Here is a 15,133-nt window from a genome sequence, read left to right as displayed (position 1 = left end):
TCTGCCATGTTTAGCGAGAAAAAATCAGATCGGGCGCATGGATAAGGCCAACATCCGTTTTTTTGTGATCTCTCTCCTAAAGCCAGCCAAAAACAGTTCCCTGCATGAATATAATATTCAACTATAGTTTATGTTTATTGAATTAAAAATTCAAATGAGGTGATGTGATGAATTTAGGTGCCCTAATATCAGAAAGCCGTAATCCGGCGACTATGGAGTTGGATAAGCTATCTACGCTAGATATGCTGACCTGTTTTAACCATGAAGATCGTAAGGTTCCCGAAGCTATTAGTCAGGTTTTACCTGCGATTGCCCAAGCGGTAGATCTGGCGGCGGAAGCATTAAAGGCAGGAGGCCGCTTAATTTATTTGGGCGCAGGCACCAGCGGACGGCTTGGCGTACTGGATGCGTCCGAATGTCCACCGACCTTTGGCGTGCCTCACGGTATGGTGATCGGCCTGATTGCCGGTGGGCCGGGAGCCTTGCTAAAAGCAGTCGAAGGCGCAGAAGACAGTCTGACGTTAGGCGCTGAGGATTTGCAGGCATTACAACTAACCTCCACGGATATGGTGGTGGGATTGGCGGCTTCCGGGAGAACGCCTTATGTGATTGGCGCATTACGCTATGCCCGTGAGCGAGGTTGCCCAACGGCTGCCATTTCATGTAATCCAGACTCCCCGATTGCCCGAGAGGCACAGGTGGCCATTTCTCCGCTGGTGGGGCCAGAGGCGCTGACGGGTTCAACCCGCATGAAGTCTGGCACAGCACAAAAACTGGTGCTGAATATGTTGTCTACCGGAGCAATGGTGAAGTTGGGAAAGGTATACCAAAACCTGATGGTGGACGTCAAAGCGACCAATGTGAAGTTGGTAGATCGCGCTTGCCGCATTGTGGTTGAAGCCACCGGCGCTGCGAGAGCAGAAGCAGAAAATGCATTGAAACAGACGGATTTTGAGGTTAAACCGGCCATTTTGATGATTTTGAAAGGCGTAAGCGCTGAGCAGGCTCGTCAGGATTTGGTGCTACATAATGGTTATCTACGCGCCGCCTTATAGCGCTCACTGTAAGGATGTCGGGCAATGGATAAATCAACGGTTTTAGCGCAACAAATTCTGGCGGGTATTGGTGGTGAAACCAATATAATCAAACTTGAGAACTGTATGACTCGGGTGCGGATTGAGGTTAAGGATGAAGATCAGCTTGACCTGCATCAACTCAAACAGTTACCCGGCGTGAAAGGCTATATCAAGCAAGGAGATCAGCATCAGTTTATTGTCGGCCCCGGTGCGGCCTCTAAAGTGGTTGAACGGATGCGAAGCTTGTTGACGGAGCCACAGGATCACACCGGTGAAGCCGATACGATCAAGCGGAATAAAGCTCAGGCTAAGGTCAAATATGCCGCCCCGATGAGTGGTGCGCTGAAAAAACTGGCCGATGTATTTATCCCCTTAATTCCAGCCTTTATTGCTTCAGGCTTAATTATGGGGATAGTGAATATTTTGAAGCGGCCCGATATTTCCGGTGATTTAGCTCTGCAATATCCTAATGTTCTGGGATTATTGGCGATCTTTGGCAGCGCGGTATTTGCCATTATGAATATTCTGGTCGGTGTGAATGCCGCCAGAGTATTCGGTGGTTCGCAGGCGATGGGCGGCGTGATGGCCGGTATTCTTTCCAGCCCAGCATTGGCACAAATTACGCTATTTGGTGAGGCGTTACAGCCGGGACGGGGTGGTGTCATTGCGGTTTTGCTCGTGGTGGCATTGATGTGTTGGATTGAGAAAATACTGCGTAATCGCCTGCCGGAATCCATTGAATTGATCGTTAATCCGTTATTAACCACTTTGATTACCGCGTCATTGGCAATTTTATTATTGCAACCATTGGGGGGATATATATCGGAAGTGATTACTCACGGGGTCAATCTGGCTATCGACCGTGGTGGATTACTGGTAGGAGCGATACTTTCCGGGCTATTTTTACCTTTGGTGTTATCGGGTTTACATCAAGGATTAGTACCGATCCACGTTGAATTGGTACAGGCGCACGGTTCTAATCCCTTGCTGCCAATATTGGCAATGGCTGGCGTTGGGCAAATCGGCGCGGCACTGGCTGTACTCATGAAAACCCGCAATGCGCGCTTGAAAAAAGTCATCAAAGGCGCACTTCCTGTAGGGATCTTAGGCATTGGCGAACCACTGATCTTTGGGGTTACGCTGCCATTGGGCAAACCTTTTATCGGTGCTTGTCTCGGCGGCGCGATAGGTGGCGCATTGATCAGCTATTGGAAGGTCGCGACGGTCATCACCTTTGGCATTTCCGGTTTACCGCTGGCACTGACCATCATCTCGGGAAAAGTGATGTTGTATCTGTTGGGGATGGTCGTCACTATTCTGGCGGGATTCATCTTTACCTGGATTATGGGCTTCAACGATCCAGAAGAATAACGTCCACTTCTCCTGATTGCTGGCCCGGCTGGGTGCAATAATGGTGTAACCTGATGGTTGCATGGCAACAGAGTCATCATGTGCGCTGATTGAGCGGCTTTACCTGAGTATGAAACGTAGGGCGTGAGGAATATCCGAGGAGTGATAGGTTGAACCTAGAGCAAAACCAAGCTAATACGGGTCGGCAACCGTACCTGTCGACAGATCAGGATAATACGGTCATCAATGGTGCTGATGAATCGCCTTCTGACGGTAAGCGCATCATTTTTTTTGATCTGGATGGCACGTTGCATCAGCAAGATATGTTTGGCAGTTTTTTACGTTTCCTTATTCGTCATCTGCCGCTTAACTTATTATTGGTATTGCCATTATTACCAATAGTGGGTTTTGGCCTCTTGGTGAACGGACGCTGCGCCCGCTGGCCAATTAGCCTTTTACTTTGGGGGATGACTTTCGGGCGGAGGGAGTCGGATTTAAACGATCTCGAACGGCGTTTTGTGAAGATTTTCCGCCAGAAAGTGGTGGGTTTCCCGGTAGTAAAAATGCGGCTACGGCAATATCTGGAACAAGAAAATACGCAAGTTTGGCTGATTACCGGTTCGCCGCAGCGGTTGGTGGAACAGGTCTACCATGATTCACCTTATAGACACCGTCTGCATCTGGTCGGCAGCCAGATGGCGCGGCGTAACGGGGGTTGGATACTGCCATTGCGCTGCCTGGGGGCGGAAAAAGTCGTGCAGTTGGAACAAAGGTTAGGTTCTCCACTAAAACTCTACAGTGGCTATAGCGACAGTCGGCAAGATAACCCGTTGCTATTTTTTTGTGAGCATCGCTGGAGAGTGAGCAAGGATGGGGAGTTACAGCAGTTAGAATAATACCCGCTTCACCCTGAACGCCACCGCAGTGTTGGTTGCCGGCTTAATTCGCTCGCGGAGTGGCCAGATTGAGTCTATTTGGTATGAAATCATTTATTTTTCATATAGCGGGTCGGGGTGACAAAATCCTTGTTTCGGCGGCATGCTGTGTATAATGTCCGCCGCAAAAAGTGCCTGAGAGGTTAAGGTGTCTACTGAATATAATGATGAATACTGGATGCGTCAGGCATTAGAACTGGCACAGCGTGCGCAGGAAGAGGGCGAGGTGCCGGTTGGCGCAGTGCTGGTATTGGATAATCAGGCGATTGGCATTGGCTGGAATCGCCCCATTGTGCATCACGATCCTACTGCTCACGCTGAAATGATGGCGTTGAGACAGGGTGGGCAGGCGCTGCAAAACTATCGGCTGCTGAATGCTACCCTGTATGTGACGCTGGAACCTTGTGTCATGTGCGCCGGAGCAATGGTACACAGCCGTATTCGCCGTTTGGTATACGGTGCCAATGATATCAAAACCGGTGCCGCAGGCTCGCTGCTGGATATTCTGCGTCATCCCGGAATGAATCATCAGGTGGAAATTACGGCAGGTGTGCTGGCTGAAGAATGTTCACAAACCTTGAGCACCTTTTTTCGCCAGCGGCGGGAGCAGCAAAAAACGCTGAAATTGGCTCGCCGCATCGCAGCGCAAAACGAGCCAGAATAAACTCACCTACTGGATTATTTCTCAATCGACCAGCCGGGACCAACCACGGGATAGGCTTTACCTAATTCAGATTCAATCGCCGCATGTTGTGCGGCTTTTTTCTCTTTATCCTGTAAATATCCGACAATACTGACCTGATAACGGCGGATGTTCTCCACATAGTTATAGGCTTCGTGACCGCGAGCGTAACCGTAAGTGGTACTGGGGTAATAACGTTTTTGGCTAAGCATTGGCAGACGCATTTTCACGTCAACCCAACTGTCAGGATTACCGTTCTGGTTTTTGGTCAGCTTACGGGCATCCAGCATGTGACCATAACCCATATTATACGCTGCCAATGCAAACCAGATTCGTTCGTCTTCTGGCACCGTGTCTGGGATTTTCTTCATCAGCCGCTGCAAATAGACCGCACCGCCACGGATACTTTCCTCTGGATCCAAGCGATCTTTGACTCCTAGCCCATCGGCTGTTGCACGGGTTAGCATCATAAGGCCTCGGACGCCAGTCGGTGAGGTGGCTTCTGGGTTCCAGTGTGATTCCTGATAGGCAATAGCGGCCAGCAGCTTCCAGTCAATTTCGTCCGCATGTTTTTCAAACAACGGCTGGAAGGTCGGTAATACCGTATCTATCGCTTTCAGGAAGGTCTTGGTATCCACGTAGTCAAAACTGCCGACATGGCCGAGATATTTCTCTTCCAGACGCGCTAGGCTGCCGTCTTCAATCATCTGGCTATAGAAATCCAGCATGGCGGCATACAAGCTATCGTCAGCACTACGTTTAAAATACCAAGTGACCGGTTCTTCATCGGTCACGTCAAAAGCTACCGCTAACTGCGGATAAATCCGTTGCATTAGCGCAATGGTAATAGAATCACCCAAGGTGTAATCCAGCTTGCCATCGGCCACTTGTTCCAGTAGTTCTTTGCCGGAACGGTCGGTGGACGATTCCCAACTTAGATTGGGATATTTGCTCAGCTTTAACTGTTTCAGGGTTGTCATGTGTGCTGACCCCGAGGCTACGGTGAGCTGTCCGCGTAGATCGTTAAAGGTTTTTGGTCGAGTGGTACCCAATCGATAGACCAATTGCTGAGAGACTGAATAGTAGGCCGGACCCGTTCGCGTCCGATTCAGGCGTTCAGTATTATAAATGAGGCCCGCAGCTAGCAGGTCGGCATCGTTGTTATCCAAATCATCGAATAAGTCGTCAATATTATGACGTGTTTTGACCACCAACTTAACACCCAAGTAGTCGGCAAAGCGTTTAGCCAGTTCATAATCCAGGCCGGAAGGACCATTTTCACCGGTAGTGAAAACCAACGGTGAGTTCATCGTACTGATACGCAGCTCTCCGCGGGCTTTGATTTGCTCGAGTTGCCCCTCTTGACCATTGCGCCAGGGAATATTCGGCCATAGCGCAAGAGCCAGAAGCAAGGTAACAACACCGATAAAAAAATAATTTAATTTAAGGCGCGTCAAATAGTTATCTCTCGGCAGCGCTATTTTTATGTGGAATGTAACGGCGAACTTAATAGGGTTAAGTCCCCAGTGCGGAGGCATTTTGCGCAACAAAACGCCAGTGTGCAACTTTATTGACACTTTATGATAATTCGACGACTTGGCAGGCTATTATCAATAATAGTCACGCAAACGGTTTCGTCGGCGACTTAGATTCACTATAATGGCGCGCGTTTTCCCCTGTTGCGCCCAATGAAGTGCTGTACCAGCTGCTTCGAAGACGAGAGAAACTTTGATTATGGAAATACTGCGTGGTTCGCCCGCTTTGTCGGCTTTTCGTATTAACAAACTGCTGTCCCGTTGTCAGGATGCTCATCTGCCGGTGAGTGATATCTACGCCGAATATACCCATTTTGCCGATGTTAGCGCGCCTCTTGGCGCTGATGAACACGCCAAACTCCAACGACTGCTCAAATATGGCCCTTCTCTCCCTGAACATGCTCCTCAAGGGCGCTTACTGCTGGTAACACCACGGCCAGGTACGATTTCCCCTTGGTCTTCCAAGGCGACTGATATTGCACACAATTGTGGCCTTTCTCAGGTACTACGTCTGGAGCGTGGTTTAGCCTTCTATATTGATGCGGCTGAACTGACGGAGGCTCAGTGGCAGCAACTGGGCATTTTACTGCATGACCGCATGATGGAAACGGTATTTACCGATTTGCAGCAGGCGGCGCAACTGTTTGCCCATCACCAGCCAGCCCCGGTTCAACGGGTGGATATTCTGGGAGAAGGTCGTGTCGCGCTGGAGCAGGCCAACACCCGCTTGGGTTTGGCGCTGGCTGAAGATGAGATCGATTACCTGCTGACGGCCTTTACCGGTTTGGGGCGCAACCCAACGGATATCGAGCTTTATATGTTTGCGCAGGCTAACTCCGAACATTGTCGCCATAAAATATTTAACGCCGATTGGGTGATTGATGGCGTAGTCCAGCCTAAGACGCTGTTCAAAATGATCAAAAATACCTTTGAGCAAACGCCGGATTACGTGCTGTCAGCTTATAAAGACAATGCAGCCGTAATGGAAGGTTCACAGGTAGGGCGCTTCTTCCCTGCACCGGAGAGCGGTGTTTATGACTACCATCAGGAAGCGGCACATATCCTGATGAAAGTCGAAACCCATAACCACCCAACGGCTATTTCGCCGTGGCCGGGTGCCGCAACGGGGTCTGGCGGTGAAATCCGCGATGAAGGTGCGACTGGACGCGGTGCGAAACCGAAAGCCGGATTGGTCGGTTTTTCCGTTTCCAACCTGCGTATTCCTGGCTTTGAACAACCCTGGGAAGAGGATTTCGGTAAGCCAGAACGCATTGTGACTGCGCTAGATATTATGACCGAAGGTCCGTTGGGGGGGGCCGCATTTAACAATGAATTTGGGCGTCCGGCTCTGCTGGGGTACTTCCGTACCTATGAAGAGCGGGTTAATAGCCACAACGGTAGTGAACTGCGCGGTTATCATAAGCCGATTATGCTGGCGGGAGGGATCGGAAATATCCGTGCTGACCATGTGCAGAAAGGCGAGATTACCGTCGGTGCCAAGTTGGTGGTGTTGGGCGGGCCATCGATGAATATCGGTCTGGGCGGCGGCGCAGCCTCTTCGATGGCATCGGGCCAGTCTGATGCAGATTTGGATTTTGCTTCTGTGCAGCGCGATAATCCAGAAATGGAGCGCCGTTGCCAGGAAGTGATCGACCGTTGCTGGCAGTTGGGTGAACAAAACCCCATTTTGTTTATTCATGACGTGGGTGCCGGTGGCCTTTCCAATGCCATGCCGGAGTTGGTGAGTGACGGTGGGCGCGGTGGGCGTTTCGAACTACGAGACATTCTGAACGATGAACCGGGTATGAGCCCGCTGGAAGTTTGGTGTAACGAATCGCAAGAACGCTATGTGATGGCGGTAGCGCCAGCGCAAATGGCACAGTTTGACGAAATTTGTCGCCGTGAACGCGCACCTTACGCGGTGATCGGTGAGGCAACGGAAGAGTTGCATTTGACGCTGAACGACCGCCATTTTGACAACCAGCCTATTGATATGCCGTTGGATGTATTACTGGGTAAAACCCCGAAAATGCTGCGCGATGTGACGCGCCAACAGGCGCAGGGTGAAGATTGGGATCGCAGTGAAATCAGCATTGCTGATGCCGTTAAGCGAGTGATGCACTTGCCTGCGGTGGCAGAAAAAACCTTCTTGATTACCATTGGTGACCGCAGTGTCAGCGGTATGGTGACCCGCGATCAGATGGTTGGGCCGTGGCAGATTCCGGTTGCTGACTGTGCGGTAACCAGTGCCAGCCTTGATAGCTACTACGGTGAAGCGATGTCGATTGGCGAGCGTGCGCCGGTCGCCTTACTGGATTTTGCCGCCTCAGCCCGTTTGGCGGTGGGGGAAGCGTTAACCAATATTGCCGCGACGCAAATCGGCGAAATGAAACGAATCAAACTGTCAGCTAACTGGATGTCTGCTGCCGGTCATCCCGGCGAAGATGCCGGTCTGTATGACGCGGTGCGAGCCGTCGGTGAAGAACTTTGTCCGGCACTGGGGATCACTATCCCGGTGGGCAAAGATTCCATGTCGATGAAAACCCGCTGGCAGCAAGACGGCGAGCAGCGTGAAATCACCTCGCCACTGTCGTTGGTGATTACCGCCTTTGCTCGTGTTGAAGATGTGCGCCATACGGTCACACCGCAATTGCGTACTGATAAAGGCGACACGGCGCTGTTACTGATCGATCTGGGCGCAGGTCACAATGCGCTAGGTGCCACGGCATTGGCGCAGGTTTACCGTCAATTGGGTGATAAACCTGCCGATGTGCGTAATGTACAGCAATTGGCTGGCTTCTTTAACGCCATGCAGTCACTGGTCGCCACTCAGACCTTGCTGGCTTACCATGACCGTTCCGACGGTGGCCTGTTGGTCACGTTGGCAGAAATGGCCTTTGCCGGTCACTGTGGTGCGGATATCGATATCCGCGCGTTGGGTGATGATGCACTGGCTGCCTTGTTTAACGAAGAACTGGGTGCGGTCATTCAGATTCGTGCAGAACAGCGCGCTGCCGTAGAGCAATTATTTGCCGAGCAGGGGCTGGCCGGTTGTGTGCATTATCTGGGGCAGGCGACGGCTGGGGATGATTTTGTTATCCGTCGTGGTAGCGAAAAGGTCTACAGCGAAAAACGCAGCACGCTGCGCTTGTGGTGGGCAGAAACGACCTGGCAAATGCAGCGCCTGCGTGATAACCCAGATTGCGCCGATCAGGAACATCAGGCTAAGCAAGATGAGCAGGATCCTGGCCTGAAGGTAAAACTGACCTTTGATCCGCAGATGGATATTGCTGCGCCTTATATTCTCAAGCAGGCGCGACCAAAAGTGGCGGTATTGCGTGAGCAGGGTGTTAACTCCCACGTTGAAATGGCGGCGGCTTTCCATCGTGCTGGTTTTGATGCGGTCGACGTGCATATGAGCGATTTGCTGGCTGGACGCACCGATTTGCAACAGTTCCAAACGCTGGTGGCTTGCGGCGGTTTTTCTTACGGTGATGTGTTGGGTGCCGGTGAAGGTTGGGCGAAATCCATTCTGTTCAATGATCGTGTGCGTGATGAGTTTGCCGAGTTCTTCCTGCGGCCAGACACGTTGGCGCTGGGCGTGTGTAATGGCTGTCAGATGATGTCCAATCTGCGGGAACTGATTCCGGGAGCCGAACATTGGCCGCGCTTCGTGCGTAACCTGTCCGATCGCTTTGAAGCACGTTTCAGCTTGGTTGAGGTGGCCAATAGCCCATCGTTGTTTATGCAGGATATGGTTGGCTCGCAGATGCCGATTGCGGTTTCTCACGGTGAAGGGCGGGTCGAAGTTCGCGATCAGCAGCACCTTGCGGCGCTGGAACAGCAGAATCTGGTGGCACTGCGTTTTGTCAACAATCGTGGAGAAGTGACGGATCAATATCCGGCTAACCCTAACGGTTCTGTTCACGGCATTACTGCCGTTACCAGCACCAGTGGGCGCGCAACGGTGATGATGCCTCACCCTGAGCGCGTTTTCCGGACCGTTAGTCATTCCTGGCATCCAGAAGAGTGGGGCGAAGACAGCCCTTGGATGCGACTGTTCCGTAATGCGCGTAAACAATTGGGTTAACCGATAGAGGGGGCTGATGCCCCCTTATTTTGGATTATCTTAAATCATAATATTTTCTAGCTTGGCGTAGTCATCGATCGGTTAATCAGGGAAATATGATGAACTTTAATTGCACTGCGACCATCGGCATCCAATGCCTTAATGACTAATCGATAACGACCATGACTGAGATTCTCTAACGCCAGCATCAATTCTTTTGACTGATTATTCACCCACTCCTCGGTCTGCGCCTGTTCTTTGCCGTTAATATCAAACAAGTAAGCCGTTATCAGCAAAGGAGCGAGCGTGGTGATTTCCACCTTAATCTGACCGCGTCCGTTGACTAGAAAATATTCGCTTTTTATGCCCTGAACAGAGTAAAGGTCGGACAGGTTTTTATTGATCCAGGCGGGATTCTGACGTTGAATTTCCAGTTTTCCGTTGTTAGATGCCAAGAGCGGCGGAATAAACAGTGGTGCAGCGGGGCGGTCTTGTTCATGACAGAAGAAAGGAAGGGTACATTGATTCAGCAAGTAAGCGGGAGAAAGCGGCGGAGCCAGGTGATTTTTTGTCATACCTGATGACGTTATCAATATGGCGCAGGAGATGATGAGACAGTTTATTTTCATATTCTTGCCCTCAAACTTATGGCACCGAAACAGATTCTGCCGGCATGGTGCATCCGGTATCTCTGTTGTTCTGACAACCAAGCAGAAAGTGACTCAGAGGTCAGATCACGATATTTACTCATTTGATGTAGCTATGAAATATCAAAAATCAGATTGGTAAGGATGACTGATGAATTTGCACTAGAGGCTTGTTTTTAACTGATTGAATTATAATGATTTGATATTTTTTGTCGGTAAGTTGAGACAACGTATCTAATTTGTGTCTCTAATTGGAGACATTTAATTAATTGATTAATATGGATTTTATTTTTAATCATTCAGACTGTCGTAAATTAGCGACAGAGTGGCGGTAAATCACCCTAACCTTTTTCTTTAGGATGATTTATTTTCCGTTTTAAATATTTATTTTTGTTATTTATTAGTGTGTTGTGTTTTATTTTTTAAAGTTGGCACGGCAACTGCATTATCTTATTCAGTTGCTCATTCACCTTTTTATGATAGTCCCGCGTTTAAGCGGAATATGCACTTCATAAACCATCGAATGATGCCTAAGAATGGTGCCTATCGTCCACCGAAACCGATAATTGCTGCGCAAGCGCTTTATCAAGCATCGGACGACACGTTGAGTGAGGCACCGCCTATGTCCTACTGTGATGAATGGTTCATCAATCTTGGACATATCTGGATGCTATTCGTCTCATCCCCCGATGATAGCCTCGGCTTCATCAAACTGGAGGCGATTTTCAGGGCATCCACATATTATTGCTGATAGGGGTAATCGTTTGATTACCCCTATTATGTAAAACGCACTCGCTCTTGTACGCTCTCGTCAAAGACTAATATCACTTTAATATTTATCCTGTTTTACTTTTTTCACACAAGTTGAACACACTGATGAATCTAATCATTTCAGAAATAAATCTCTTATCAAAATAAAGCACTTCGCTACTGGCAAGTGCTTTTTTTTATTCAAAAATCGGTTACAACTGCCGGTTTTTACGAGATATTGCGGGACTTCTCTAGCGCTAGGCTTTGTAATTTTTTGCGACTCGGTTAGCATCAAACAGAATAATAGGTAGTGAGATGATTTCGTTGAAAAGATGGCGTTTATTTCCTCGTTCGTTACGTCAGTTAGTACTGATGGCGTTTCTGTTGGTGTTACTCCCTCTGTTGGTGTTGGCTTATCAGGCCTACCAGAGTCTGGATCACCTGAGTTCACAGGCCGCAGACATTAACCGAACCACGCTGGTCGATGCGCGTCGTAGTGAGGCCATGACCAGCGTCGCGTTGGAAATGGAGCGGAGCTACCGCCAATATTGCGTGCTGGGTGACCCGTCGCTGGCTAAGCTGTATCAGTATCAACGCAAACAATATGCCCAGATGCTGGATAGCCACGCTGGCATTTTGCCCGACGCCCGCTATTACCAAACTTTACGTGGTTTTCTGAACCAATTGGCCGAGATCCAATGCCAAAATAGTGGCCCAAATGGGCAGTCATCATCGCTTCTGGAAGGGTTTTCCCGCTCGAATGCTGAAATGGTGCAGGCGACCCGCGATGTGATTTTCTCCCGGGGGCAGCAATTGCAGCAAGATATTGCCGAGCGCGGCCAATTCTTTGGGTGGCAGACGCTGTTGCTGTTTTTGGTCAGTGTGCTTTTGGTCGTGCTTTTTACCCGTATGATTATCGGTCCGGTAAAAGGGATCGAGCGTATGATTAATCGGCTGGGAGAAGGGCGCGGGCTGGGTAATACCGCTTTATTCAAAGGGCCACGGGAATTACGCTCACTGGCACAAAGAATCATTTGGTTGAGTGAACGCTTGGCTTGGCTGGAATCTCAGCGACACGAATTCTTACGTCATATTTCCCACGAACTGAAAACCCCGTTAGCCAGCATGAGAGAAGGTACGGAACTGTTGGCTGATGAAGTGGCTGGACCCTTGACGCAGGATCAAAAAGAAGTGGTGGCAATACTGGATAATAGCAGCCGTCACTTGCAACAACTGATCGAGCAACTGCTGGATTACAACCGTAAACTGGCTGATGGTTCCGGCGAACATGAAAATGTTGAGTTGGTTGAAATGATCGATGGTGTCATTTCCGCCCACAGTTTGCCCGCCAGGGCGAAGCAGATTCGTACCGAAGTCGATCTACAGGCCGACATGTGCTGGGCTGAACCAACACTATTAATGCGAGTACTTGATAATCTCTACTCCAATGCGGTGCACTATGGCGAGGAATCCGGTACCATTTGGATCCGCAGTCGTCAGGTTGATAATCGGGTACAGATTGATGTTGCAAATACTGGGACGCCGATCCCTATCGCAGAAGAAACCATGATATTTGAGCCTTTTTTCCAAGGAAGTCATCAGCGAAAAGGGGCTGTTAAGGGAAGTGGACTGGGGCTGAGTATTGCCCAGGATTGCATCAGACGTATGCAGGGTGAACTGCATTTGGTCAAACTTGCAGATGCCGCCGTCTGCTTCCGCATTGAATTGCCATTAACCGCCGAGAATGAATAAATAATGTATAAGTGGTCTGTTAGTTGTTTTTTCAAAAAGACCGAATCTTTGTGCGTCGATACTGACGTACAAACCAAGGCATCACCATCTCGTTTCCAAGGTACTTTTTGGGGGGCGCTATTTCTTGCCCCACTGCTACTGACCGGATGTATTGATCATACCGCTAATGGGCGTTTTTCTCAGGCAGTACAGCTTGTTATACCAGAAAGTAAAATTGTGGATTATCGCACGGCCCAGTGTGACACCTTGTGGGATATCGCAGAAAAAGAGGTGCTGGAAAACTCGCTGTATTGGCTAAGAGCGATGGATTGCGCCGAACGTCTCAGCTCTGCGCAGGCGCGCGGGTTAGCTAAATCAGTGCAGACACTGTCCTGGTCGACCGCATTTAAGCAAGGTATTCTGATTGGCAGTGCCGATCCGTCAATGGCAGAGCGTCGCCAGATTGTTGAACGTCTTAACAGTTATAGCCAGACTTTCCCCGGTTCGTTACGACCATTGATTCAATTGTGGCGCGAGCAGCAGGTATTACGTATTTCACTGGCTGAAGAGCGTTCTCGTTATCAACGGTTACAAGACGAGTCAGATAGCCAGATTGACCGCCTGCGGGAAAACCAGGTACGCCTGCAATACCACTTGCAGGATACGACGCGTAAATTGGAAAACCTGACTGATATCGAGCGCCAACTATCTTCGCGCAAGCAAATGCAAAATGAGATTCCTGACGCCGATAACAAAGCAGCCTCTGCGGCGGCCAAATCAGCGGAAAGTAGCATGCAAACCAAGCCAGCTCCGGAAAAAAAGGCCGAAGAGAAACCAGCAGCACCGGTTCCCGAGCAAAGTGTGACACCGACAGCACCGGCAAAACTGCCGGAGGCCAAGCCGGTAGAAACCCAAGCGGTGCCAGCCGCCTCGCCGCAAACTGCGCCACCTGTTTCCAATAAGGAGTCTAAGCCCAATGACAGCACGCAAACCGGCCAATCTACTGCTGGTTGATGATGATCCCAGCCTGCTTAAACTGCTGGGAATGCGTTTGACGAGCGAAGGTTTTCATGTCACTACGGCAGAAAGCGGGCAGGAAGCTTTGCGCTTGCTGATGCGTGAGAAAATCGATCTGGTCATCAGTGACCTACGCATGGATGAAATGGATGGCATGGCGCTGTTTGTCGAAATCCAGAAGTATCAACCGGGCATGCCGGTGATTATTCTCACCGCCCACGGTTCTATTCCCGATGCGGTTGCCGCCACCCAACAGGGCGTGTTTAGTTTCCTGACTAAACCGGTGGATCGCGATGCGTTGTACAAAGCCATTGATGCGGCTCTTGAGCTGTCCATTCCCGCTGGAGATGATAGCTGGCGGGCCGCTATTGTCACGCGTAGCCCACTAATGCTACGTTTATTGGAGCAGGCCAAAATGGTCGCCCAATCTGATGTCAGCGTGCTAATCAACGGCCAAAGTGGTACGGGTAAAGAAGTTTTGGCTCAGGCTATTCACGGAGCCAGTCCCCGCGGCAAGAAAGCCTTCATCGCCATTAACTGCGGAGCACTACCGGAACAGCTACTGGAATCCGAGCTTTTTGGGCATGCCAAAGGGGCATTTACCGGTGCGGTGAGCAGTCGGGAAGGGCTATTTCAGGCGGCAGAAGGTGGCACTCTGTTCCTCGATGAAATCGGTGATATGCCGCTATCATTGCAGGTAAAACTGCTACGGGTATTGCAGGAACGTAAAGTTCGGCCGCTGGGTAGCAATCGGGATTTGGATATTAATGTGCGTATTATTTCGGCAACCCACAGAGATTTGCCGAAAGCGATGGCCAAAAATGAATTTCGTGAAGACCTTTACTACCGCTTAAATGTAGTAAATCTAAAAATTCCAGCGTTGAATGAGCGTGCGGAAGATATCCCATTGCTAGCCAACCACCTGTTACGCGAGTCGGCTAAACGACATAAGCCTTTTGTTCGCAGTTTTTCGACCGATGCAATGAAGCGTTTGATGACCGCCAGTTGGCCGGGTAACGTTCGACAATTGGTGAATGTGATTGAGCAATGTGTCGCCCTGACTTCGGCTCCGGTCATTAGCGAGGCGTTGGTTGAGCAGGCTCTGGAAGGTGAAAACACCGCATTACCGACATTTGTTGAGGCGCGTAATCAGTTTGAACTGAATTATTTGCGTAAGCTGTTACAAATCACCAAGGGTAATGTGACGCAGGCGGCACGTATGGCCGGTCGTAATCGCACTGAGTTCTACAAGTTGTTATCGCGCCACGAATTGGACGCTAACGATTTTAAAGAGTAGTGCTTTCTTTCCTTTGAACCCGAGAGAAAAAGGCTGTTCGTCGG

At 50.0% G+C, this 15,133-nt stretch carries 10 protein-coding genes; 8 read left to right on the top strand and 2 right to left on the bottom strand.

Translation table 11 applies throughout. From position 1 onward, the window contains the following. The first annotated feature begins 167 nt into the window (after positions 1-167). From murQ to tadA, 4 genes are all read left to right on the top strand, one after another. Complete coding sequence (murQ, locus tag DJ39_RS15360; RefSeq protein ID WP_038241333.1) at positions 168-1,055, top strand: N-acetylmuramic acid 6-phosphate etherase; 888 nt, start codon at positions 168-170, stop codon at positions 1,053-1,055. Between the two features lie 24 nt (positions 1,056-1,079). Beyond that, positions 1,080-2,447 carry a PTS transporter subunit EIIC gene (locus DJ39_RS15355; RefSeq protein WP_004718079.1) on the top strand — a complete coding sequence of 456 codons (1,368 nt, stop codon included), beginning with the start codon at positions 1,080-1,082 and terminating at the stop codon, positions 2,445-2,447. A gap of 194 nt (positions 2,448-2,641) precedes the next feature. Then, on the top strand, positions 2,642-3,322 hold the full coding sequence (yfhb, locus tag DJ39_RS15350) for a phosphatidylglycerophosphatase C (protein WP_049687911.1): 681 nt from the start codon (positions 2,642-2,644) through the stop codon (positions 3,320-3,322). Positions 3,323-3,509: 187 nt separating this feature from the next. Further along, a complete protein-coding gene (gene tadA, locus DJ39_RS15345) occupies positions 3,510-4,025 on the top strand; it encodes a tRNA adenosine(34) deaminase TadA (RefSeq protein ID WP_004718076.1) in 516 nt (171 codons plus the stop codon). A gap of 14 nt (positions 4,026-4,039) precedes the next feature. Here tadA and mltF read toward each other — a convergent pair whose 3' ends face one another. Further along, on the bottom strand, positions 4,040-5,500 hold the full coding sequence (gene mltF / locus DJ39_RS15340; RefSeq protein ID WP_038251537.1) for a membrane-bound lytic murein transglycosylase MltF: 1,461 nt from the start codon (positions 5,498-5,500) through the stop codon (positions 4,040-4,042). A gap of 277 nt (positions 5,501-5,777) precedes the next feature. On the opposite strand from mltF, the gene purL reads away from it, so the two are divergent. Continuing rightward, positions 5,778-9,668, top strand: coding sequence for a phosphoribosylformylglycinamidine synthase (gene purL, locus DJ39_RS15335; RefSeq protein ID WP_004718073.1), 3,891 nt, complete (start codon positions 5,778-5,780; stop codon positions 9,666-9,668). Between the two features lie 56 nt (positions 9,669-9,724). Here the strand turns inward: purL and DJ39_RS15330 are convergent, their stop codons facing one another. Beyond that, positions 9,725-10,222: a hypothetical protein gene (locus tag DJ39_RS15330; RefSeq protein WP_004718071.1), complete on the bottom strand. Its 498-nt coding sequence runs from the start codon at positions 10,220-10,222 to the stop codon at positions 9,725-9,727. A gap of 1,137 nt (positions 10,223-11,359) precedes the next feature. Between DJ39_RS15330 and DJ39_RS15320 the strand changes: the two genes are divergently transcribed. Genes DJ39_RS15320 through glrR form a run of 3 tightly spaced genes read left to right on the top strand, consistent with a single transcriptional unit; the run spans position 11,360 to position 15,089 of the window. Beyond that, on the top strand, positions 11,360-12,796 hold the full coding sequence (locus DJ39_RS15320; RefSeq protein WP_004718069.1) for a sensor histidine kinase: 1,437 nt from the start codon (positions 11,360-11,362) through the stop codon (positions 12,794-12,796). A gap of 3 nt (positions 12,797-12,799) precedes the next feature. Next, positions 12,800-13,789 (top strand): two-component system QseEF-associated lipoprotein QseG, encoded by a 990-nt coding sequence (qseG, locus tag DJ39_RS15315; protein WP_038241342.1) that lies wholly within the window; start codon positions 12,800-12,802, stop codon positions 13,787-13,789. Continuing rightward, positions 13,752-15,089 carry a two-component system response regulator GlrR gene (glrR, locus tag DJ39_RS15310; RefSeq protein WP_038241344.1) on the top strand — a complete coding sequence of 446 codons (1,338 nt, stop codon included), beginning with the start codon at positions 13,752-13,754 and terminating at the stop codon, positions 15,087-15,089. The genes qseG and glrR overlap by 38 nt, the downstream gene beginning before the upstream one ends. Positions 15,090-15,133: the final 44 nt, after the last annotated feature.

This window comes from Yersinia ruckeri ATCC 29473 (genome assembly GCF_000754815.1).
Classification (GTDB): Bacteria; Pseudomonadota; Gammaproteobacteria; order Enterobacterales; family Enterobacteriaceae; genus Yersinia; species Yersinia ruckeri.
The sequence above is the reverse complement of the archived record's forward strand: the minus strand, read 5'-3'. Positions and strand labels throughout refer to the sequence as shown.

What these genes read in the sequence shown, in the direction of transcription:
- DJ39_RS15330 (WP_004718071.1), bottom strand. Translation starts at nt 10,222, where the DNA reads ATGACAAAAAATCACCTGGCTCCGCCGCTTTCTCCCGCTTACTTGCTG.
- murQ (WP_038241333.1), top strand. Translation starts at nt 168, where the DNA reads ATGAATTTAGGTGCCCTAATATCAGAAAGCCGTAATCCGGCGACTATG.
- DJ39_RS15320 (WP_004718069.1), top strand. Translation starts at nt 11,360, where the DNA reads ATGATTTCGTTGAAAAGATGGCGTTTATTTCCTCGTTCGTTACGTCAG.
- purL (WP_004718073.1), top strand. Translation starts at nt 5,778, where the DNA reads ATGGAAATACTGCGTGGTTCGCCCGCTTTGTCGGCTTTTCGTATTAAC.
- DJ39_RS15355 (WP_004718079.1), top strand. Translation starts at nt 1,080, where the DNA reads ATGGATAAATCAACGGTTTTAGCGCAACAAATTCTGGCGGGTATTGGT.
- qseG (WP_038241342.1), top strand. Translation starts at nt 12,800, where the DNA reads ATGTATAAGTGGTCTGTTAGTTGTTTTTTCAAAAAGACCGAATCTTTG.
- glrR (WP_038241344.1), top strand. Translation starts at nt 13,752, where the DNA reads ATGACAGCACGCAAACCGGCCAATCTACTGCTGGTTGATGATGATCCC.